The following is a 22,529-nucleotide window of genomic DNA, read 5'->3' on the forward strand; positions in this document are numbered from 1 at the left end:
GCTGATGTCCGACCCACGCCGCCGGCCTCGCCGTGTCCTGACCTCCCTCACCGCCGTCACCGTCCTGTCCCTCGCGGCCGGTGCGTGCTCCTCGTCCAGCGCGGACAGCCCTGGCGGCTCGACCCCGCACTCCGGCGGGCACCTGACCTTCGCCCTGGCCTCCGACCCCATCTGCATCGACCCGCAGCAGGCGGGCAACAACGACGCCCTCTACCCCGCCCGTCAGCTCGTCGACTCGCTGACCGACCAGGACCCCCGGACGGGCAGGATCGTGCCCTGGCTGGCGAAGTCCTGGAAGGTGAGCAAGGACGCGACGACGTTCACCTTCACCCTCCGCGAGGGAGCCACCTTCAGCGACGGCACCCCGGTGAACGCGCGGGCGGTCAAGGACAACTTCGACGGGATCGTGAAGCTGGGCGCGAAGGCAGTCCTCGGCAGCGGGTACCTGGCGGGGTACAAGGGCACCACCGTGGTCGACGAGCACACCGCCGAGGTGGCCTTCGCCGCCCCCAACGCCCAGTTCCTCCAGGCGACATCGACGTTCACCCTCGGGCTGCTCGCCGCGTCCACGGTGAAGCTGCCGGCCGAGAAGCGGTGCACGGACAACCTGGTCGGCTCCGGCCCCTTCACCCTCGTCGACTACACGCCGAACAAGTCCGTCGAGGAGCGCCGGCGCGCGGGCTACACCTGGGGCTCCTCCCTGTGGAGCCGCAAGGGCCCCGCCTACCTGGACAAGCTGACCTTCAAGGTCATACCCGAGTCCGGAGTACGCACCGGCAGCCTCCAGTCCGGCCAGGTCGACGCCATCGGCGGTGTGGCGCCGCAGGACGAGCCGGGCCTGAAGAGCGCCGGCTTCTCGCTGCAGAGCCGGGCCAACCCCGGACTGCCGTTCGCACTCACGGCGAACGTGGCACGGCCGATCACCAAGGACCTCAGGGTCCGCCGGGCGATCCAGAAGATCATCGACCGCCAGGAGATCGTCGACACGGTACTGAGCGGCAGCTACGAACCGGCCACCAGCTCCCTGGCGAGCACCACCAGCGGTTACAAGGACCTGAGCGCACAGCTCGGCCACGATGTGGCGGGCGCCGAGAAGCTCCTCGACGCGGCGGGCTGGCGGACCGGCTCCGACGGCATCCGCACCAAGGACGGCAGGAAGCTCTCGCTCAAGGTCATCTGGGGCGCCAACTTCGGGCCGAACCAGACCGCCCTGGAGCTGATCCAGCAGCAGCTGAAGAAGTCCGGCATCCGCATCACCCTGCAATCCGCCACGATCGGCGACTTCATCGCGCTCCGGCAGAAGGGCGACTACGACTTCTCCTGGGGCAACACGACACGGGTGGACCCCGACATCCTGCGCACCGGCTTCTCCGGCAAGCTGCTCAACTTCGGGCACCTCGCCGACCGCGAACTGGACGGCGTGCTGGACGAGCAGGCGTCGGAGAGCGATCCGGCGGCGCGCGCGGCGCACGTGGCCCGGGCCCAGAAGCTCGTGCTGGACAAGGCCTACCAGATCCCCGTCTTCGAACTCACCACCGTGCTCGGCCTGTCCGGGAAGGTCCACGACCTGGACTTCGAGGCCTCGTCGCGGCTGCAGTTCCACGAGACGTGGCTGTCATGACGCGCTATCTGACGGGACGCCTCCTCCAGGCGGTCCTCGTCCTCTGGGCGGCGTTCACCCTGTCCTTCGGAGTGCTGTACCTGCTGCCGGGCGACCCGGTCTCCATCATGGCGGCGGGCGGCGGCGACACGAACGACATCAGCCCGGAGCAGCTCGCCGAACTCAGGAAGACGTACGGGCTCGACAAACCGGTCCTCGAACAGTACGTCTCCCAGCTCCGGCACGCCCTGCAGGGCGACTTCGGGATCTCGGTGCAGAGCGGCGAGAAGGTCGGCCACATGATCGGCACGGCGCTGCCGGACACTCTCCGGCTGACGTCCGGTGCGCTGCTCCTGGCACTGGTGCTGGGCGGGGCCACCGCCCTGCTCGGCACGTACACCCAGTGGCGCTGGCTGCGGCAGGTGCTGCTGTCGCTGCCGGCGCTCGGGGTGTCGGCGCCGACGTTCCTGGTCGGTCTCGTGCTGGTGCAGATCGTCTCGTTCCGCTGGGGGCTGCTGCCCGCCGTCGGCAACGAGGGGTTCGACAGCCTGGTCCTCCCGATGATCACCCTGGCCCTGCCCACCGGTGCGGTGCTCGCGCAGGTCTTCGCCAAGAGCCTGCGGACCACCCTGTCCGAACCGTACGTGGAGACCGCGCTGGCCAAGGGCGCGAGCCGGGGACGCGTGCACTTCCGGCACGCCACCCGCAACGCCTCCATCCCTCCCCTGACCGTGGTCGGGATGCTCGTCGGCAACCTGCTGGCGGGGTCGGTGGTCGTGGAGACGGTGTTCTCCCGGACCGGCGTGGGACGCATCACCGCCACGGCGGTGGCCTCCCAGGACATTCCGGTGGTCCAGGGGCTGGTCGTGTTCGGCGCGCTCGTGTTCGTCCTGGCGAACCTGGCGGTCGATCTCGTCTACCCCCTGCTCGATCCCCGGATCACCACATCGGCGGCGGTGGCACGATGACCGGACTCCTCACTCCCGGGACACTGACCGGGCCGGCCCTGCAGCCGCACGCCCCGGACCCCGGACCGTCCGTCCGGGACGGTGCCGGGCAACGGGTCCGGCGCTCGGCCCGGTTCCTGCTGCGCCGCCCCGGGCTCGTCCTGTCGCTCGTCCTGCTGGCGCTGGTGCTCGTATCGGCATTCTTCCCCGGCGTGTTCACCTCGCAGGACCCCCTGGCCGGGGTCCCCCGCGACAAGCTCCAGGGCCCCGGCGCCGGCCACCTCTTCGGCACCGACCAGCTGGGCCGCGATCTGTTCTCGCGGGTGGTGCACGGATCGTCGCTGTCGCTGCGGGCGACGGTCCTGGCGGTCGCGGTGGGCCTCGTGGGCGGATCGCTGACCGGGCTGCTCGCCGGCTATCTCGGCGGCTGGGTCGACGCCGTCCTGATGCGCGGCGCGGACGTCCTGCTGTCCATCCCGAACCTGCTGCTGTCCATGGCCGTGGTGACGGCCCTGGGGTTCGGCACGGTCAACGTCGCGATCGCCGTGGGCATCACCAGCGTGGCCGGTTTCGCCCGCATCATGCGCTCCGAGGTGCTGCGGGTGCGCGGCGCGGTGTACGTGGAGGCGGCGCGGGCCTCCGGGGCGCGCTGGTACTCGGTGCTGGTGCGCCGCGTGCTGCCGAACGCCTCGGGCCCGGTCCTGGTGTACGCCGCCGTCGACTTCGGCGCCGTCGTCCTCCAGGTGTCGTCGCTCAGCTTCCTGGGGTACGGGGCGACGCCACCGGCCCCCGAATGGGGGGCACTGGTCTCGGGCGGCCGGGACTACCTGGCCACGGCGTGGTGGCTGACCGCCCTGCCCGGACTGACCATCGCGGCCACGGTGCTGGCCGCCAACCGGATCTCGCGCGCGCTCGACGGCGAAGACAGGAAGACACCATGAGCGACGAACCACTCCTCGACGTCCGCGGGTTGCAGGTCTCCTACCGCACCCGGGGAGGCGTCGTACCGGCCGTGCAAGGGGTCGGCCTGACCGTACGGCCCGGCGAAGTCGTCGCCGTCGTGGGCGAGTCGGGCTCCGGCAAGAGCACGACCGCGCACGCGCTGATCGGGCTGCTCCCGGCGGGCGGCGCGCTGGAGGCCGGGCAGATCCTCTTCGACGGGACCGATCTGGCCCGGGTGAAGGACAAGGAGCTCCGGGCCCTGCGCGGCCGGGACATCGGGCTGATCCCGCAGGATCCGATGGTCTCCCTCAACCCGGTGCAGCGCATCGGTCCGCAGGTCGCCGAGGTGCTGCGGATCCACGGTCTCGCCGACCGGGAGTCGGCGGCGGCCCGGTCCGTGGAGATCCTGGGCCAGGCCGGTCTGCCCGACCCCGGGGTGCGGGCCCGGCAGTATCCGCACGAGCTGTCGGGCGGGATGCGCCAACGGGTGCTGATCGCCGTCGCGGTGGCCGCCAGACCCCGGCTGGTGATCGCCGACGAGCCGACGAGCGCCCTGGACGTCACGGTGCAGCGGCAGATCCTGGACCACATCGAGACGCTGACCCGGGAGTCGGGCACCGCCGTCCTGCTGATCACCCACGACCTCGGGGTCGCGGCGGACCGGGCGCAGCGGATCGTGGTCATGGCCCACGGTTCGGTCGTCGAGGCGGGAGCCACCGAGCAGGTGCTGGGCGACCCGCAGCACGCCTACACCCGGCAGTTGCTGGCGGCAGCCCCGAGCCTCGCGGGCAGCCGCCTGGTCGTGGACCGCCGGCGCACGGCCGGGCCGGCTGCTGCTGCCGGGACGTCCGGCTCCAAGGATCCCGTCGGGACCCGGAAACCCGTCACGGTCCAGGAACCAGCCGCCGTCCAGGACCTCGTCGTCGTCCAGGACCTGGTGAAGGACTTCCCGCTCCCCCGCCGGACGGGCGGCGCACGCACGCTCCGGGCGGTCGACCACGTCGGTTTCACCATCCGCCGCGGTGAGACGTTCGCGCTCGTGGGCGAGTCGGGCTCCGGCAAGTCGACGACCGCGCGCATGGTGGTGCGGCTGGCCGACTCCTCGGGCGGCCGGGTCGTCTTCGACGGGCAGGACATCACACGTCTGCGGGGCGGCGCGCTGCGGCGCCTGCGGCAGCGGATGCAGATCGTGTACCAGAGTCCGTACGCCTCCCTGGACCCCCGGCAGTCCGTCGCGGACGTGATCACCGAGCCGCTGCGGGCGTTCGGTGTGGGGACCCGCGGGGAACGGGTGCGGCGCGCGGGCGAGTTGCTGGAGCGGGTGTCGCTGCCCGGCTCCGTGCTGCGGCGCAGGCCCACCGAACTGTCCGGCGGCCAGCGCCAACGGGTGGCGATCGCCCGGGCGCTGGCACTGGAGCCCGACCTCGTCGTCTGCGACGAGCCGGTGTCCGCGCTGGACGTCTCCGCGCAGGCGCAGATCCTGGAGCTGCTGGTGGACCTCCAGCGCGACCTGGGTCTGAGCTACCTGTTCATCTCCCACGACCTGGCCGTCGTACGCCAGATCGCCGACCGGGTGGGTGTGATGCGGCACGGGCGCCTGGTCGAGACGGGCACGACGGACGACATCTTCGCCGCGCCGTCCGATCCGTACACCGAGGAACTGCTCGCCGCCATCCCGGGCACCCGGAAGGCAGCGGTGCTGTGATGCCGGTACCTGCACCGATGCCGGTGCCCCGTTCGCACGGAACGGACCGTCAGGCAGTTGCTACTGCGCGTACGATGTGAAGAAATGACGACCCTCACGTGAGGAGAATTTTGCTGTGCGGGTTTGAAAGATCACAGGATGGTCACTAGGGTCGAGCCTCGAACCTTCGCGCTATTGATCACCCATCCGGGGTGACGGCGAAGGAACCGCCGATTCCGTGCTGTCTACGGAGCCGGGGATTCTCCTCCCCCCATAGCCCGGTAGGCGGCTCGAGGAAGAAGGAGCTCGCCTTCGTGGCGTCCCACCGTCGTCCCAAACCGCCGAGCCGCACCCGCGTGACCGTGCTCACCGCGACCGCCGCCGCAGCCGTGGCCCTGACCTCCCAGGCCGCACACGCCGACCCCAAGCCGACCAAGAGCGAGGTCAAGGCGAAGGTCGACAAGCTCTACCACGAGGCGGAGAAGGCCACCGAGCAGTACAGCGGGGCCAAGGAGAAGCAGGACAAGCTCCAGAAGCAGATCGACGCGATCCAGGACAAGGTCGCCCGCGGTCAGCAGGATCTCAACTCGCTCCGCGCCGGCCTCGGTTCTCTCGCCGCCGCGCAGTACCGCTCCGGAGGCATCGACCCCTCCGTGCAGCTCTTCCTCGCGTCGGACCCGGACAGCTTCCTCGACCAGGCCTCCGCACTCGACCAGTTGACCGCCAAACAGGCCGAGTCGCTGTCGAAGATCCAGGAGAAGCAGCGGTCCCTCGCGCAGGAGCGCAAGGAGGCGCAGGACAAGCTGAGCGACCTCGCGAAGGTCCGCAAGACGCTCGGCGAGAAGAAGAAGCAGGAACAGAGCAAGCTCGCCGAGGCGCGCAAGGTGCTCAACACCCTCACCGCCGCCGAGCAGGCGCAGATGCGCGAGGACGACCTCCGCGCCAGCCGCGCCGCCGGTGACCGCGCCGGGCTCGCGAGCGGGTCCGGCGGATCCGGCGGATCCAGCGCCTCGACTCCCGACCTGGGCAAGGAGGTCCCCGCCTCCGCACTCGGCGCGGCCGCCCTCCATGCCGCCCAGACCCGGATCGGCAAGCCGTACGTCCCCCGGGCGACCGGTCCCAACTCGTTCGACTGCTCGGGCCTGACGCAGTGGGCCTACGCCCAGGCCGGGGTCCAGATCACCCGCACCACGTACACCCAGATCAACCAGGGCACCCGGATCGCGCGCAGCCAGCTGAAGCCGGGCGACCTGGTCTTCTTCAACGGCAATTCGCACGTGGGCCTCTACGCGGGCGGCAACACCGTGCTGCACGCGCCGTATCCGGGTGCCTACGTGCGCTACGAGTCGATGAACACCATCGGCAGCTTCCTGGCCGCGGTCCGCATCTGACCACGCCCGGACGGGCCGCGGGTTCCCGCGCCCCGCGATGACGGCCCGCCCCGTCGGAGACCACAGGTCGCCGGCGGGGCGGCGGGCTTTCGGACGGCACCTCTCCACCCGCCATCTTCTGTCCACCGGCCGACGCAGCTAGGGTGTTGCTCGGGACCGGCCCGCTTCCCGGTCCCGAACCACCTGCTTTCCCACTCGACACTCAACGTTTCTGCCGGCGCCGGAGCCGACGCGGACACGGGTGCGGACCTCGGTTCCGCCCCGGTCGCGTCACCATGGACGACTCCTGGCGGCGGGAGCGCGGCGCCCTCGACGGGCCCGGCCTCCCGGACCGCCCCACCGCGCAGCGGAAGGTTCGCCGTGACCTCGCGGCACCGCACTCGTCGTCCCGCACCCGTTCTCCGCCGCAGGGCACACAGGTCCCGCCCCTGCGCCCCGGTCCGCGCGGAAACCGTCTCCTACCGTTCGGCTCTCCGGACACCCGGCGCGACGGCGTTCTTCCTGGCCGCGATGCCGGCCCGGGTCGGGGTCGCCATGGCCGGCCTCGGTCTCGTCCGGCTGGTCCATGCCGCGACGGGATCCTTCGCCGTGGCCGGCCTGGTCACCGGCTCGTTCGCCGTGGCCGAGACCCTGGCGGGTCCGCAGTCGGCCCGTCTCATGGACCGGTTCGGCCAGCCACGCGTCCTCGTCCCCCTCCTGTGCGCCCACGCCGGGGCACTGGCCGCCCTGGTCGCGCTGGTGCTGACGGCCGCCCCCACGGTGTCGCTGATGGCGGCCGCCCTCGCCGCCGGGGCGACCGTCCCGCCGTTCGGTGCGCTCTCCGCCGCCCGCTGGTCGGCCCTGCTGCACGGCCGCCCCGAACTCACCCCGGCCTTCGCACTGGAAGCGCTCAGCAATGACGCCGCCTTCCTTCTGGGCCCCGCCCTCGCGGTGCTGACGGCGACGTACCTGCACCCGGCCGCGGGCACGGTGCTGGCGGGAACGCTCGTCGTCGGTGCCGGACTTGTCTTCGCGGCGCTGCGGGGGACGGCTCCTGCGCCGACGGCGGCGGCCCGGAACCGTACGTCCACGGCACGAGGCACGAGAGGCGCCCTTCTCACCCGGAGCTTCGGCACGCTCCTGGCGGTCAACCTGGCCCTGGGGGTCTTCTTCGGCTCCATGCAGGTCTCGGTGAGCGCCTTCGCCGAGGTCCATCACGCCGCCGCGGCCGCCGGGGTGCTGTACGGACTGATGAGCGCGGCGAGTCTGCTGTCGGGCCTGGTCTACGGGCGGTTCCGCCGGCGCACACCACCCGCGGCCCAGCTCCCCCTGATCCTGACGCTCCTGGCCGCCGCGTCGATGCTGCCGCTGCTGGCGGGCGCCCCCTGGCAGCTCGCCCTCACCCTGCTGCTCCCCGGTGCGGGCGTCGCGCCGTGCATCATCGTCTCCTCGATGCTCGTCGAGTCGGTCGTGGACCGGTCGGTCCTGACCCAGGCCTTCACCTGGACGAACTCCGCAAGCGCCGCGGGCATCGCCGCGTCCGCCGCCGTGGCCGGCCGGCTCGTCGACGGTCCCGGCGGTGCCAGGGCGGGCTTCGCCGTCCCCCTCATCGCCCTGACCGCGACGGCGGTCCTGGTCCGGTCCGGCCGCCACGCCCTCATGCGGGCCGGTCGGCCGGCCCCGCCGCCCGCTGATGCATGGCCAGCCACACCCGGTCCCGGGTGACGGGCATCTCGGTGAAGCGGATGCCCGTGGCGTCGTACAGCGCGTTGGCGAAGGCGGGTGCCACCGGGTTGAAGGGGCTCTCGCTCATCGACTTGGCGCCGAGCGGCCCGATCGCGTCGGTCGTCTCCATGAAGTGGACCTCGGTGCGCGGCACGTCCGCGTACTGCGGGAGGCGGTAGCGCCGGAAGGCCGCCGTGGTCACCTCGCCGCGCTCGTCGAGCCGTACGGTCTCGAAGAGCGTGGCGCCCAGGGCCTGGGCGACGCCGCCCTCGATCTGCCCGCGGCACTGGAGCGGGTTCATCACCTTGCCGGCGTCGGCGGCGTGGACACTGCGGAGGATTTTCATCTCGCCCGTGTCCGGGTCGACCGCGATCCGGAACCACTGGGCGTTGAACGCGACCGAGCGCGGGCTGCCGCCCCAGTGGCCCTCCGCCGTGAGCTCGTCCTGCGCCCCCGCAGCGCAGGCCGCCTCGTGGAGTTCCTTCAGGGTGACGGTCCGGCCGGCGCAGTCCACCGCGTCGGCCCCGAGCGTGCACAGATGACGGGCCACTCCCGTGTGCCGGGCCGCGAACGTGGTGATCCGCCCGGCCAGGGACTCCGCGGCGAGCAGGACCGCCTTGCCGGCCACGACCGTACCGGCCGAGCCGAAGGCGCCGGTGTCGTGGCGGACGACGTCCGTGTCGGACTGGCGGATGACCGTCCGGTCGACGGTGGTGTTCAGCGCCCCCGCGGTGATCTGCTTGTGGACGGTGGTGGTGCCGTTGCCGAACTCCGCCGTGCCGACGGCGATGTCGTACGTCCCGTCGGTGAGGAGAGTGACGGTCGCGTCGGCGTAGTGCCCGCCCGGCGGACCGGTGGCGATCATCGCCATGGCCGCGCCCTGGCCGGTCAGCCATCCCTCCGGCACCTCCTCCGTGCTCCGGTCCTCCGCGATGGCGTCGCGGACGATCGACAGGCACTGGGCCAGCCCGTACGAGGCGATGTGCAGGTCCTCCTCCTCACCGATCGGACTGGCCATGGAGTCGCCGGGGCCGATGATGTTCTTCTCCCGGAAGGCGAGCGGGTCCATGCCCAGGCGACGGGCCATCTCGTCCATGGCGGACTCGACGGCGAAGGTGACCTGCCCCAGTCCGTAGCCCCGGAAGGCGCCCGCGGGAACGCCGTTGGTGTAGACGGAGTAGGCGTCCACCTTCTTGTGCGGGGCCCGGTAGACGGCGAAGGACTCGCCGACGCTGTGGAACATGACGGCGGGACCGTGATTGCCGTACGCCCCGGTGTTGGAGACCACCCGCATCCGGATCGCGGTCAGCGTGCCGTCGGCGCGGGCGCCCAGCTTGATGCGGATGGTGAACGGGTGGCGGGTGGTGGCACCGTAGAACTGCTCGGCGCGGGTGTACTCCAGCTTGACGGGGCGGTGCAGCCTGAGCGCGGCGAGGACGACGATGTCCTCGGTCAGCATCTCCTGCTTGCCGCCGAAGCCGCCGCCCACCCGGCCCGCGACCACCCGGACCTCGTCCTCCGGGAGCCCGTACAGCGCGCACAGGGCGCGCCGGGTCAGGAACGGGGTCTGGGTGCTGGATCGGACGGTGAGCCGCTCGCCCGTGCCGTCCTCCTTCGGCTCGAAGGAGGCGACGCAGCCGTGCGTCTCCAGGCTGGCGTGCTGGACCCGCTGGGTGCGGAAGGTCTCCTCGTAAACGACTGCCGCCTCGGCGAAGCCGTCGCCCACACAGCCGATCTCGCCGTGGACCTCACCGGCCACGTTGTTCTCGACGCGGGCGATCCGCGCCTCCTTCCCCTTGCCCGCGTGGATGACGGGCGCACCGGTACGCATGGCCTCCTCGGGATCGGTGACGTACAGCAGTTGCTCGTACGTCACGTCGATCCGCCGGCAGCCCTCCTCGGCCGCCTGCTCGCTGTCGGCGACGACGGCGGCGACGCGCTGGCCGACGTAACGGACGGTGTCGTCGAGGACGCGGGTGTCGTCGGGGTCCTCGGTGGGGTGCTCGTGGCGGGCGCTGGAGTACAGGGTGGCGGGGGCGTCCTCGTGGGTGAGGACGGCGTGGACGCCGGGGACCCGCAGGGCCGCGGTGGTGTCGATGGCGAGGATGCGGGCGTGCGGGTGCGGGGAGCGCAGCAGCTTCATGTGGAGCAGCCCGGGTACGTCGATGTCGAAGGTGTACCGGGCGGTGCCCGTCACCACCTGGGGGCCGGCAGGGGCGCCGAGGCTCTTTCCCACCGCCTGTCCTGCGCAAGGGCGTTCGGTGTGCTTCACCCCGCGTACCGCGTCCTCGATGGCGCGGTATCCGGTGCAGCGGCAGATGTTGCCCTTGAAGGCCCGCGGCAGGTCGTCCAGCTTGCCGTCGTCGTGGGCGGTGCCCTTCTCCTGTTCGAGGGCGGCCGTCGTCATCAGGAACCCGGCCGTGCAGAATCCGCACTGGAAGCCCTGGGCGTCCAGGAACTTCTGCTGTACGGGGTGGAGTTCGCCGTCCCGGCCGGCCAGCCCCTCCACCGTGGTCACCGACCGGCCCTCGGCACGTACGGCCGGGTAGAGACAGCTGTGCACCGGCTCGCCGTCCACATGCACCGTGCAGGCGCCGCAGTCGCCGGCGTCGCAGCCCTTCTTGACCCCGAACCAGCCGCGTTCGCGCAGATAGGTGCGCAGGCACTGGCCGGGACGGGGCTCGGAGTCGAAGGGCTGATCGTTGACCTGGATGCCGAAACTCATCGCACACCGTCCCGGGTGAGATCGCGCCGTACCTGCTCGGCGAGGTGGAAGGCCATGTGCCGGCGCCATGCGCGCAGCCCGTGGATGTCGTCGAACCAGTCGGACTCGCCCACGGCCGAGGTGATGGCCGCGCACAGTCCGGCCCGGTCGGGCGGCAGCGCGAACCAGAGGCGGAAGGGCCGTCGGGTGGCGGCCGTGAGGGTCACGGCCAGCGAGCCGTCCACCGGATCCAGCGTCCCGGTCACGAGGGCGCCGGAGCGTCCGAGGCCGTAGAGCGACGCCTGCCGGAAGGCGGTCCGGCACCTCCACGACCGCGCGGGGATCGTCACCGAGCGCAGCAACTCCCCCTCGGCCAGGTCCTTGCGGCCCGCACCGGTGACAAAGTCCGCGGCCTTCACACGGCGCACGGAACCGTCCTGCGCCCGGAGCAGGCACTCGCCGTCGAGGCCCGCGGTGAGGGAGATCATCGGGCCGGCCGGCAGCGCGTTGCAGAGGTTCCCGCCGACCGTCGCCATGTTCCAGATCTTGAACGAGGCGAGGAACGCCCGGCAGCACTGCTCGACGAGCGGGGCGGCCGCCGCGCCGAGGGACCGCCCGAACCGGGACAGCTGCGCGATCGTGCACGTGGCCGCGATCTCCACCGACCCGTCGGGCCGGGTACGGATCGGCTCCCAGCCCATCCGGCTCAGATCCACCAGCCGTCGCAGATGCGGCTGGGGTTCCGAGAACAGGTACGTTCCACCGCCGAGCCAGGCGTCGCCCGCCCGCCAGGGCTCCTGGCGCCGCGCGTCCCGCACGTCGAGAACCGTGTTCAGATCCATGTCTCCCACCGTCTCCATCCGCTGCCGTCCCGTCAGTGAAGCCGCCCGGGAGGCCGAAAACGACTGGTGCGCAACACGGAAAACCTTCAGCCCGTCCGGCCGCGTCCTGGTGATTCAACCAAGAGGGATTCCGTATCGGACGCCTTGCATTTACGACTACTCGACGCGCCAAACCCTTGCGAATGCAAGAGGAAGGGAAACGGGTTCGTTGGCCGTACAAGGAGCCGACGCGTGCGCGGCGGGAGATCTCCTGCGGATCGAGGGGCTCGATCTCACCCTCGTCCGGGGTGATGAGCACCTGCTCGGCCGGGGCATTGGCTGAGCGGTCTGCCGGCGTCAGCGGGGATGGCCTCAGCCTCCTTGGAAACGCCCCTCGGCCACAACCGCTCGGGGGCGCGCACGGCTTGCCCGCCGGCTCAGTGGGCCGGGTCGAACTCCCGGAACACCAGGACCAGCCGGTCCCGCACGCCCCGCCAGCGTGCGTTCAGCTCTTCCGGCTCCGCACCCTCGGCCCGTGCCACGACCAGGAGCCCGCGCATCGCACTGATGGCGGTGAGCAGGCTCGCAGCGAACTCGGGCCGGTCGACGACGTCGCCGACCAGGAGCCGTACGGCGTCGTTGAGCGTCTCGTCCAGTCGCCGGTCGAACGCCCGCAGCATCGCCCGGAGTTCGGCGTCGCCCCGGGCTCCCGCCATCAGTTCGAGACACGCCTGGTACTCGGGGGTGCGCTTCAGTTCCCACAGGACGTCGAGCGCGCGCACCAGCCGGCCCCCCGGCGGCCCGTCCGTGATGATCTCGCGGTGCCTCGGGGTTCTGGCCTCGTAGCGGTCGGCGAGGTAGTCGAGGGTGGCCTCGATCAGCGACAGTCTCGTCGGGAAGTGATGGACGAGGCGGCCCCGGGAGACCCCGGCCGCCTCGCCGACCGCGAGCGTGGAGAACTGCGCGTACCCCTGGTCGACCAGCACCTGAACCGCGGTGCGCAGCAGCAGCTCGCGGGTGTCCAGAGCCCTTTGCTGCACGCGTCGGCGGCGGGGCGGGCTGCTGGGCTCGGACATGCGGTGATCCTACGTCGTGGGGCCGCCCGGGCTGCGGGAGCCGGCCCGACGTGGCAGCGGATATCGCGGCCGTCCCGGGGCGGGGCGGTCACCGGGGCACAGGCCCCCGGTGACCGGCCGCTCAGCTCGCGGGCATCGCGATGGTCTTCTGCTCCAGGTAGGCCGAGAGACCGGCGACGCCGAACTCTCGGCCGATGCCGGAGTTCTTGTAGCCGCCGAAGGGAGCGGTGAGGTCGAGGGCGAAGCCGTTGACGGTGTACCTGCCGGTGCGGATGCGGCGGGCTATGTCGAGGCCGTGCTCGACGTCCGCGGTCACGACGGCGCCGGAGAGACCGAAGTCGGAGTCGTCGGCGATCCGTACGGCCTCCTCCTCGTCCTCGTACGGCAGCAGGCACACGACGGGGCCGAAGATCTCCTCGCGGGCGATGCGCATGTCGTTGGTGACGTCTCCGAACAGGGTCGGCTCCACGTACGCTCCGGCTTCCAGCCCCTCGGGGACGCCGCCGCCGAGGAGCAGCGTGGCGCCCTCCTCCTTGCCGATGCGGATGTAGTCGAGGTTGCGGGCCTGCTGGCGCTTGGAGACCAGGGGGCCGATCCGGGTGGCGGGGTCGAGCGGGTCGCCGACCTTGAGCGCGGCCACCGCCTCGACGATGCGGGCGCTCAGCTCGTCGTAGCGGGCTCGGGGCAGCAGGATGCGGGTGAGCGCGACGCAGGCCTGCCCGTTGTTGACGTAGCTGCCGGTCAGGACGGTCTTCACGACGGTGTCGGCGTCGGCGTCCGGCAGGACGATCGCGGCCGACTTGCCGCCCAGTTCGAGGGTGACGCGGGTGAGGTTGCGGGCCGCGACCTCCATGACGCGCTTGCCCGCACCGACGGAACCCGTGAAGGCCACCTTGTCGATGTCCGGGTGGGAGGCGAGGTGTTCGCTGACCTCACGGTCGGCGGGCAGCACACTGAGCACGCCCTCCGGAAGCCCGGCTTCGGCACAGACCTCGGCCAGGAGGTAGGCGTCGAGGGGCGTTTCGGGGGACGGCTTGAGGACGACGGTGCAGCCGGCGACGAGGGCGGGGCCGAGCTTGGTGGCGGTGGTGAACTGCGGCACGTTCCACGGCACGATCGCCGCGACGACGCCGACCGGTTCCCTGCGGATCACCAGCGGGCAGCGCATCCCGTCGCGCCGCTCCTCGAAGGGGTATTCCGCTGCCGCCGCGACAGCGATCGAGAGGTGTCCCACGGCCGCCATCACCTGGGAGGCCATGCCGCTGCCGGCCGGCGAGCCGTTCTGCCGGGAGATGATCTCGTTGAACTCCTGCGCGCGGGCCGTCATCAGCTCGGCGATCCGCCGGACGACCGCGATGCGCTCGGCGAGGGCCGTCCGCGGCCAGGGACCGTGGTCGAACGCCTCGCGGGCCGCGGCCACGGCCGCGTCGACGTCCTTGGCGGTGGCTGCCGGCACGCGGCCGACGACCTGGCCGTCGTGCGGCGAGACGACCTCGATGACGCCGTCACCGGAGGGCTCGGTCCAGTGCCCACCGATGAAGAGCGTGCGGTGTTCCGTGATCGCCGCGGCCATGAGGCCTCCTTCGTCCTCCGGGCCCCGCTTCCAGGGCGTTTCTCCGGTCGGCTTCCGCACCGGCCACAGAAAACATACAACGCTGACCGTTTAATGACTACCTCAAACAGTCACCTCTGATGGTTTTGCTTTCCCCGCGGATCCGGCCGGCACCGCACCGATGCGGCACGGTTCCGGACAGACGAAAACCCCGGCCCTTCCGGGACCGGGGCTTCACAGGCAGCGCGCGGCGACCCGGATCAGTCGCGGGCGAAGCGGCGCGCGGTGCGCGGCCGGTACTCCACCAGGGTCAGCGCCAGGGAGACATGGCGCTCGGCCAACTCGTCCACGGTCAGCGCGCCTTCGGGCCGGTACCACTGGGCGATCGCGTTGCACATGGCGATCACGGCGCGCCGCGCGTCGTCGGGGTACAGCGTGAGAAAGATGCCCTCTTCGACACCGCGCTCGATGATGTCGCGGAACCGTCGCGTCCCACGCTCCTCGCTCTCCCGGTACCGCTGCAGATGGGCGGCCTCCAGGCTGCGCCCCTCGCTGAGGACGATGTTGCTCTTGTCCGGGTGTCCGGCACGGAACCGCACGGTGGCCGAGACGATCGCCTCGAGCTGCTCGGCCGGGTCGTCACCCACCTCGGCCAGCGCGGCGTCGCACTCGGCCGAGAAGGACTCGACACCCTCCTCCAGGATCGCGACGAGCAGGTCCTGCTTGCCCTTGTAGTAGTAGTACAGCGCCGACAGGCTCACTCCGGCGCGCTGCGCGATGTCCCGGATCGACGTCGCCCCGTACCCCTGCTCGGAGAACTCCGCGCGCGCGGCATCGACGATGGCCGTGTGGCCGGCAGGTCGGCTGGACACACCGCTCCGATCTCTCGCTGCGCCCTTCCCCGGCGGAAGCGACTGAACGGACCGGACAGTCACAGCAGTCGCCTGGGCGGTCACATCGTAACGTCGCCGCCTGCGACGCCCCATGAATCCGCGCTTGCCGGCCGCCCCGAGCCGCTGAACAGGGAGATCAACCGGAACGATCGCTCAGTCCGGCCGCCCCGCCCGCCCGGAATCCATCGCCGGCGGCCGGGGCCGCGACGGCGGCCCGTGGTCTCCGGCGCCACGCACACTCCTCTGGTTGATCGATCGTTCAGCCAGGTACGGTGCGCGGAGAAGCACGACGCGCGCGGTGCCGCGATCGCCCGGGCCGTTCCCCGACCCCGCACCTCTGGAGCAGTCATGAGCGCCCTGCCGCTGGAAGGCATCACCGTCGTCAGCCTCGAACAGGCCGTCGCCGCGCCGTTCGCCACCCGCCAGCTCGCCGACCTCGGTGCGCGCGTCATCAAGGTGGAGCGGCCGGGGCCCGGCGATTTCGCCCGCGGCTACGACGAGTCGGTGCACGGGCAGTCGAGCCACTTCATCTGGCTGAACCGGTCGAAGGAGTCCCTGACCCTCGACATCAAGACGCCGGGCGGCCGCGAGGTGCTCGGCCGCCTGCTGGCCGACGCGGACGTCTTCGTCCAGAACCTCGCTCCGGGTGCCGCGCGCAGGCTCGGTCTGGGCGCCGACGAGCTGGCGGCCCGGCATCCGTCCCTCGTCGTCTGCGACATCTCGGGGTACGGCAACGACGGGCCGTGGGCGGACCGCAAGGCCTACGACCTGCTCGTCCAGTGCGAGACCGGCGTGGTCTCGCTGACCGGCTCCCCGGCCGAGCCCGCCAAGGCCGGCATCTCCGTCGCCGACATCGCCGCCGGGATGTACGCGTACTCCGGCATCCTCGCCGCCCTGTACGAGCGCCGGGCCACCGGCCGTGCGCGCGCCGTCGAGGTGTCGCTCTTCGAGGCGCTGTCCGAGTGGATGGGCTCCCCGATGTACTACACCGCCTACTCCGGCACCCAGCCCCCGCGCACGGGTGCGCAGCACGCGACGATCGCGCCGTACGGCCCGTACGAGACGCAGGACGGCCCGACCGTGCTGCTGGCGATCCAGAACGAGCGCGAGTGGGCGTCGTTCTGCGCGGTCTTCCTCGGCGCCGCGGATCTCGCCACCGACCCGCGCTTCTTCCGCAACTCCGCCCGGGTGGCGCGCCGCGACGAGCTGCACGCGATCGTCGCCGCGCGCTTCGCCGAGCTGGCGGCCGAGGACGCGGTGAGGCTCCTCGACGAGGCGAACGTGGCCAACGCCCGGCTCCGTACGGTCGACGCGTTCCTGGAGCATCCCGTCCTCGCCGGGCGCGACCGCTGGCGGGACGTCGCCACACCGGGCGGCACGGTCAGGGCGCTGCTGCCCCCGGCCACGCCGCGCGGCCTCACCCCCCGCATGGACCCGGTGCCCGCGGTCGGCGAGCACACCGACTCGGTACTGCACGGCCTCGGCTACGACGAGACCGCCATCTCCGCGCTGCGCGCCGACGGCGCGGTCTGACCCGGGACAGGAGCGTCGCCGACGGCCGGTGAGGAAGGGGGAGGCGCTTCGGGTCCCGGCTACTTCGGCGCCATGCGGATGGCGCCGTCCAGGCGGATGACCTCGCCGTTGAGCATGGGGTTGCTGACGATGTGTTCGGCGAGGAAGGCGTACTCGGCGGGCTCGCCGAGGCGCGAGGGGTGCGGGATCTGGGCGCCGAGGGCGTCCTTGACCTCCTGCGGGGCGCCGCCCAGCAGCGGGGTGTCGAACAGGCCGGGGGCGATGGTCATGACGCGGATGTTCAGTGCCGCCAGGTCGCGCGCGACGGGCAGGGTCATGCCGACGATGCCGCCCTTGGAGGCGGAGTAGGCGGCCTGGCCGATCTGTCCCTCGTACGCGGCGACGGAGGCGGTGTTGATGATCACGCCGCGCTCGCCGTCGACCGGTTCGTTCCTGGCGATCTCCTCGGCGGCCAGGCGCAGCACGTTGAAGGTGCCGATCAGATTGACCGTGACGATCCTGGCGAACCGGTCCAGCGGGTAGGCGCCGTCCTTGTTCACGGTCCGGCGCGCACCGCCGATCCCGGCGCAGTTGACCGCGATACGCAGAGGGGCGAGGGCGGCCGCGGCCGCCACGGCCGCGGCGGCGTCCGTCTCACTGGTGACGTCGCCGGGGACGAAGGCGGCGCCGATCTCCTCGGCCACGGCCTCGCCGTCGGAGCCGGGCAGGTCGAGCAGGACGACCTTGCCACCGGCCGCGAGCAGCCGCTTCGCGGTGGCGAGGCCGAGGCCGGAGGCGCCACCGGTGACGACGGCTGACGAACCGTTGATCAGCATGGGATGCCTTTCGTGCGAGTGCGAGGAGGGAGGGGAGCGGGAAGGGACCGAGCAGCCTCCTCCGGGCCGGAGACCTCAGCCTCTCAGTCGAACGCCCGTTAAGCCAGCCTCGGGATCCACCCCCACGTCCACGCGCGCGCCCCACGGCACCCGTCGCCGAGTGAGCACCGTCACAGGTGGAGCGACGCCTCACCCTGGCACCATTCAGCAGCATGAGCGCTCTTTACAGCGACCGCCCGGACACCGAGGAGCACGGAGCGGAGACATCCCGGCGGACACCACCGCCGCTGGGCTTCGAACAGGTGCTGGAGCTGACCGACGCCGGGGACGGTGCGTTGCGCGGCCGTCCGCACGCGGGCCGTCCGCCCCGCGCCTTCGGCGGCGTCACCCTCGCCCAGGCCCTGCGCGCGGGCGGCCTGGACGTCGGACCCGACCGGCAACTCCACTCCCTGCACGCCTACTTCCTGCGCGCGGTGAACCCGGAGCGGGAGGTGACGTACCGGGTACGCGCCCTGCGTGACGGCAGTTCGTACGCCGCGCGGCAGGTCGACGCCCGGCAGGGTACGGAAGTACTCCATCTGACCGCTTCGTTCAAGAGGCCCGAGACCACGCCCGGCCGGCAGGCGCGGATGCCCGGGGCGCCGGGACCCGATGAGTGCGAGGACCCGTACGCGCTGTGGGCCGAGGAGCACCCGGAGAGCCATGCCGCGGCCGTGATCCCGCGCGTCGTCAGCCTGCGCACGGTGCCCGCCGACGAGCAGGAGCGCACCGCCGTGTCGACGGGGCTGGCCCGCAGGCGCACCTGGCTGCGGGCGGCCCACCCGATGTCCGACGATCCGCTGCTGCACGCGGCCGCCCTCGCGTACCTCTCCGACCTCACCCTCTCCCCCACCGCCGCACTGCCGTGGGAACCGCTGGGCTCGCGCCGGTCCCGGCCGTCCGGGGTGATGCTGGCCTCGCTCGACCACGCGATGTGGTTCCACCGGCCGTGCCGGGCCGACGCCTGGCTGCTGTACGCACAGCACAGCACGGCCATCTCCGACGGACGGGTCCTGTCGCGGGGCGAGATCTGGTCCGCCGAGGGCGATTTGGTGGCGACCGTGCAGCAGGAGGCGCTGATCCGGATCCGCCCGGCCCAGCGGTGACCCCGGGCCCGGCGGGCGGGGGCATCACGTACGGCCGGACCCGCACCTCCCGGAACCCTGGACAACCAGGGGGAGCACTCGTACTTTAACGAATGTTCGGCCAGGTGGTGTCCCCGGTCCGTCGTGCCGCACCCGAGCAAGGGAGCCCCCATGAACCCTCGCCGCCCCAAGGGCATGCCCGACACGCTCGACTATCCGCCGGGGGTCTGCGTCGGCGACATCCTGGCGGGGGCCGCCCGCCGCCATCCGGACCGTACGGCTCTGCTCGACGGCTCGGCCGCCCTGACCTACGCCGAGCTGTACGACCGGGCTCTGCGCTGCGCGCAGGGCCTGCGTGAGCGGGGCATCCGACCGGGTGACGTGGTTGCACTGCATCAGCCGAACTCACTCTGGTTCAGCGTCACTTACTACGGAATCCTGCTGGCCGGCGCCACGGCCGCACCCATGAACCCGACTCTGCCGCCCGCCACACTGCGCGAGCAGCTCGACGAGGTCTCCGCCGTGGCGGCGATCACCCACCCGGCGACGGCCGAGGCGCTCCTTGCCGCCGGAACCGAGCGACTCCGTCCGGTGGTCGTGGTTCCGGGTACGGACATCGCCCCCGCCCCGGACGGCTCGGCGTCACCCGGGACCGTTCCGCTCGACGACCTGCTGGCGGCCGAGCCCGTCGAGGGGCCGCGGGCCGATCCGGAGTCGATCGCCCATCTGTCGTTCACCGGCGGGACCACGGGACGGTCGAAGGCGGTCATGGTGCTGCACCGGCACGTCGTCCACAACGTCCTCCAGTTCACCTGCTGGCGCACCGGTGCGCTGCCCGCGGTGGACGAGCACGGCGGCATCCGTACCGAACTCGTGCCCGGGGCGCAGACGGCCGCGATGGCGCCGTCCGGGGACGGTGTGTCGGTCGGTATCTCGCCGCTCTTCCACGCCATGGGTCTGATCAGCCAGTCCAACGCCGTGCTGGCCGGTCAGACGGTGCTCCTGGCCGGCCGCTTCCATCCGCACCGCTACCTGAAGCTGGTGGAAGACCACGGAGCCACCCACGTGACCGGCTCCCCGGCGCTGCTGCACGCGCTCATCGCCGCCGCCGACGGCCGCTCCTTCCCAGCGGTGCGCACGGTCAACTCGGGTGCCGCTCCCATCGACACGACGACCCTCGAAGCGCTTCGGGCACTGTTCCCGAACGCGGCGGTGGTGGAGGGGTACGGCCTCACCGAGGCCACCATGGGCCTGGTCACGGGTCTGGTCGACCTGGACGACCAGGTGCCCGTCGGTTCGGCCGGGCTCCCGGTCTTCGACACGGAGATCGAGATCCGCGATCCCGCCGACGCCGGGAAGGCCCTTCCCGCGGGAGAGACCGGTGAGTTGTGGGCCCGGGGTCCGCAGATCACGGCCGGCTATCTCGGCCATCCCGAGCTGACCGCCGAGCAGTACGCCGACGGGTGGCTGCGCACGGGGGACATCGCCCGGCAGGACGAGCACGGCCATGTCTTCGTGGTCGACAGGCTGAAGGACATGCTGATCTACAAGGGCTACAACGTGTACCCGGGTGCGCTGGAGGAACTGCTCACCCGGCACCCGGCCGTCGACCAGGCGTGCGTGATCGGGGCGCCCTCCGCATCGGCGGGTGAGATTCCCGTGGCGTACGTCGTGGTCCGGCCGCCGGCGGCCTCCGGTCCGGTGCTCGCCGAGGAGCTCATGGACCACGTCGCCGCCCGCGTCGCGCCGTACCAGAAGGTGCGGGAGATCCACTTCGTGGACTCCCTGCCGACGTCCGCCGCGGGGAAGATCCTCAAGACGGAGCTCCGCCGCCGGCACCGGAGTGCCGGCCTTCACTGACGGGCCGGCACTCCGGCGGTGCCGAGCGTGCGGGGTCAGGGAGTGACGATGGCGAAATCGGGGTCGGCGGTGTCGAGGAAGCCGGCGAGCTTCTGGAAGACGGCGGCGTCGCCATGGGTGGTGATGCCGTCGAGCCCGCGCCCGGCGACGACACCGAGCAGCTGGGGCTTGGTCAACGACAGGGTGAGGTCGGCGCCGCCGGTGGCGGGGGCGCCTTCGCTGGTCCGGTAGGTCAGGGCCCCGTTGGACAGCGTCAGGTGCCAGGTGCGGTTCTCGTCCGTGAGGTGCCAGTCCATGGTCAGACCGGTGTCCCAGGCACGGGGGCCGTCGATGCGGATGGCGAGCGTGTCGATGATCTGGTCGACGGAGAGCGCCATGGCCATCTCGGGGTTGGCCAGGTCGACGACGGTGGTGGCCACGGAGCCGCGCAGCTCCATCGCGGCGGTGAGGTAGAAGTTGCGCCAGGTGGCGTTCTCCGCACCGTGCCCGAGCCGGTCGTAGACACCGGCCAGCGCCTCGCGTACGCCCTTGTGGCCGGGTTCGGCGAAGACCCCGTGGTTGAGGAGCGTCGCCGCGAACCGCAGATCGCCGGCCTCCGCGTACTCCCGCCCCTTGGCGACCAGGGCGTCGATCCCGCCGTAGTCGGCGGTGAACCGCTTGGCCAGCTCGGTCGGCGGGTGCTCCCACAGGTGGGCGGGGTTGCCGTCGAACCAGCCCATGTACCGCTGGTAGATCGCCTTGACGTTGTGACTCACCGATCCGTAGTAGCCGCGCGTGGCCCAGGTCTTCTCCAGCGCCGGCGGCAGGGCGAAGTCCTCGGCGATCTCCGGACCGGTCAGGCCCTGGTTGAGCAGGCGCAGCGTCTGGTCGTGGAGATAGGCGTAGAGGTCACGCTGGGCGCTGAGGAACGCGGTGAGCTCCTGCTCGCCCCAGGTGGGCCAGTGGTGGGAGGCGAAGACGACGTCGGCCTGCCCCTCGAACATCACCAGGGCCTCGTTGAGGTAGTGCGCCCAGATACGGGAGTCACGGACGACCGCTCCGCGCAGGGTGAGGACGTTGTGCAGGGTGTGGGTGGCGTTCTCGGCCATGCACAGGGCCCGGTGGTCGGGGAAGAGGAAGTTCATCTCCGAGGGGGCCTCGGTGCCCGGGGTGAGCTGGAAGACGATCCGTACCCCGTCCAGGGTGAGTTCCTGGCCGGTCTCGGCGATGTCCACGGTCGGCGGTACGAGACTGATCGTCCCGAGCGCGGTGGCGCTGCCCAGACCGCAGCCGATCTGCCCCTCGGGGCTCTTGGGCAGCCCCATGCCGTACATGTACACCCCGCGGCGGCTCATGGCGTTGCCCGCGTACACGTTCTCCGAGACGGCGTGCTCCATGAACCCGGACGGCGCGATGACGGGGATGTCCGTGACGCCGTGGGGGACGATGGCGCGGGAACCGCCGAAGTGGTCGCCGTGGGAGTGGGTGTAGATCATCGCCTTCACCGCGCGCTCGCCGCGGTGGGCGCGGTACAGCGCCAGACCGGCCGCGGCGGTCTCCACGGACATCAGCGGGTCGACCACGACGACACCGCTGTCGCCCTCGACCAGCGTCATGTTCGACAGGTCCACACCGCGGATCTGGTAGATGCCCTCGGTCACCTCGTACAGGCCGCTGCGCGCACACAGACCACCCTGACGCCACAGACTGGGGTTGGCGGTGTCCGGACACTCGGCATCCATGAAGGCGTACGCCGCCGTGTCGAACACCACCTTGCCCGACTCGTCCTTCACCACCGGGTCGGGCAGCGCCGCGATGAACCCGCGATCGGCGTTCGTCGCGGCCGTGGTGTCCTCGAAGGGCAGGTCAGTGACACGCATGCGGTCTCCCGGGCTCGTCGCCAG

At 71.7% G+C, this 22,529-nt stretch carries 16 protein-coding genes; 9 read left to right on the top strand and 7 right to left on the bottom strand.

Translation table 11 applies throughout. The features are described from left to right. Positions 1-4: 4 nt before the first annotated feature. From OG521_03025 to OG521_03050, 6 genes are all read left to right on the top strand, one after another. A complete protein-coding gene (locus tag OG521_03025; GenBank protein WUW19807.1) occupies positions 5-1,621 on the top strand; it encodes an ABC transporter substrate-binding protein in 1,617 nt (538 codons plus the stop codon). Continuing rightward, a complete protein-coding gene (locus tag OG521_03030) occupies positions 1,618-2,568 on the top strand; it encodes an ABC transporter permease (GenBank protein WUW19808.1) in 951 nt (316 codons plus the stop codon). Before OG521_03025 ends, OG521_03030 begins: the two co-directional genes overlap by 4 nt. Continuing rightward, positions 2,565-3,488 (top strand): ABC transporter permease, encoded by a 924-nt coding sequence (locus tag OG521_03035; protein ID WUW19809.1) that lies wholly within the window; start codon positions 2,565-2,567, stop codon positions 3,486-3,488. The genes OG521_03030 and OG521_03035 overlap by 4 nt, the downstream gene beginning before the upstream one ends. Beyond that, positions 3,485-5,194, top strand: a complete 1,710-nt coding sequence (locus OG521_03040) for an ABC transporter ATP-binding protein (protein WUW19810.1) — start codon at positions 3,485-3,487, stop codon at positions 5,192-5,194. Before OG521_03035 ends, OG521_03040 begins: the two co-directional genes overlap by 4 nt. Before the next feature lie 293 nt (positions 5,195-5,487). Next, positions 5,488-6,564 (top strand): NlpC/P60 family protein, encoded by a 1,077-nt coding sequence (locus OG521_03045; GenBank protein ID WUW19811.1) that lies wholly within the window; start codon positions 5,488-5,490, stop codon positions 6,562-6,564. A 510-nt stretch (positions 6,565-7,074) separates the two neighbouring features. Beyond that, complete coding sequence (locus OG521_03050) at positions 7,075-8,268, top strand: MFS transporter (GenBank protein ID WUW19812.1); 1,194 nt, start codon at positions 7,075-7,077, stop codon at positions 8,266-8,268. Here OG521_03050 and OG521_03055 read toward each other — a convergent pair. From OG521_03055 to OG521_03075, 5 genes are all read right to left on the bottom strand, one after another. Then, on the bottom strand, positions 8,201-10,993 hold the full coding sequence (locus tag OG521_03055; protein ID WUW19813.1) for a molybdopterin-dependent oxidoreductase: 2,793 nt from the start codon (positions 10,991-10,993) through the stop codon (positions 8,201-8,203). The two genes, OG521_03050 and OG521_03055, sit on opposite strands and share 68 nt — an antisense overlap. Beyond that, a complete protein-coding gene (locus OG521_03060) occupies positions 10,990-11,814 on the bottom strand; it encodes an FAD binding domain-containing protein (protein WUW19814.1) in 825 nt (274 codons plus the stop codon). Before OG521_03060 ends, OG521_03055 begins: the two co-directional genes overlap by 4 nt. 416 nt (positions 11,815-12,230) lie before the next feature. Next, positions 12,231-12,869: a TetR/AcrR family transcriptional regulator gene (locus OG521_03065; protein ID WUW19815.1), complete on the bottom strand. Its 639-nt coding sequence runs from the start codon at positions 12,867-12,869 to the stop codon at positions 12,231-12,233. A gap of 121 nt (positions 12,870-12,990) precedes the next feature. Continuing rightward, positions 12,991-14,442, bottom strand: a complete 1,452-nt coding sequence (locus tag OG521_03070; protein ID WUW19816.1) for an aldehyde dehydrogenase — start codon at positions 14,440-14,442, stop codon at positions 12,991-12,993. Positions 14,443-14,681: 239 nt separating this feature from the next. Then, the gene (locus OG521_03075; GenBank protein WUW19817.1) at positions 14,682-15,293 is read right to left on the bottom strand and encodes a TetR/AcrR family transcriptional regulator; all 612 of its coding nucleotides are present in this window, start codon (positions 15,291-15,293) and stop codon (positions 14,682-14,684) included. 369 nt (positions 15,294-15,662) lie between these two features. Between OG521_03075 and OG521_03080 the strand changes: the two genes are divergently transcribed. After that, the gene (locus OG521_03080) at positions 15,663-16,847 is read left to right on the top strand and encodes a CoA transferase (GenBank protein ID WUW19818.1); all 1,185 of its coding nucleotides are present in this window, start codon (positions 15,663-15,665) and stop codon (positions 16,845-16,847) included. Between the two features lie 59 nt (positions 16,848-16,906). On the opposite strand, the gene OG521_03085 is transcribed toward OG521_03080, so the two are convergent. Continuing rightward, a complete protein-coding gene (locus OG521_03085) occupies positions 16,907-17,662 on the bottom strand; it encodes a 3-hydroxyacyl-CoA dehydrogenase (protein WUW19819.1) in 756 nt (251 codons plus the stop codon). Positions 17,663-17,874: 212 nt separating this feature from the next. Between OG521_03085 and OG521_03090 the strand changes: the two genes are divergently transcribed. Both OG521_03090 and OG521_03095 read left to right on the top strand, forming a co-directional pair. Next, a complete protein-coding gene (locus tag OG521_03090) occupies positions 17,875-18,807 on the top strand; it encodes a thioesterase family protein (protein ID WUW19820.1) in 933 nt (310 codons plus the stop codon). A 150-nt stretch (positions 18,808-18,957) separates the two neighbouring features. Then, positions 18,958-20,646 (top strand): acyl--CoA ligase, encoded by a 1,689-nt coding sequence (locus OG521_03095; protein WUW19821.1) that lies wholly within the window; start codon positions 18,958-18,960, stop codon positions 20,644-20,646. Positions 20,647-20,681: 35 nt separating this feature from the next. Here OG521_03095 and OG521_03100 read toward each other — a convergent pair whose 3' ends face one another. After that, positions 20,682-22,505: an MBL fold metallo-hydrolase gene (locus OG521_03100; GenBank protein WUW19822.1), complete on the bottom strand. Its 1,824-nt coding sequence runs from the start codon at positions 22,503-22,505 to the stop codon at positions 20,682-20,684. Between the last annotated feature and the right edge of the window lie 24 nt (positions 22,506-22,529).

It is taken from the genome of Streptomyces sp. NBC_01463 (genome assembly GCA_036227345.1).
Lineage (GTDB): Bacteria > Actinomycetota > Actinomycetes > Streptomycetales > Streptomycetaceae > Streptomyces.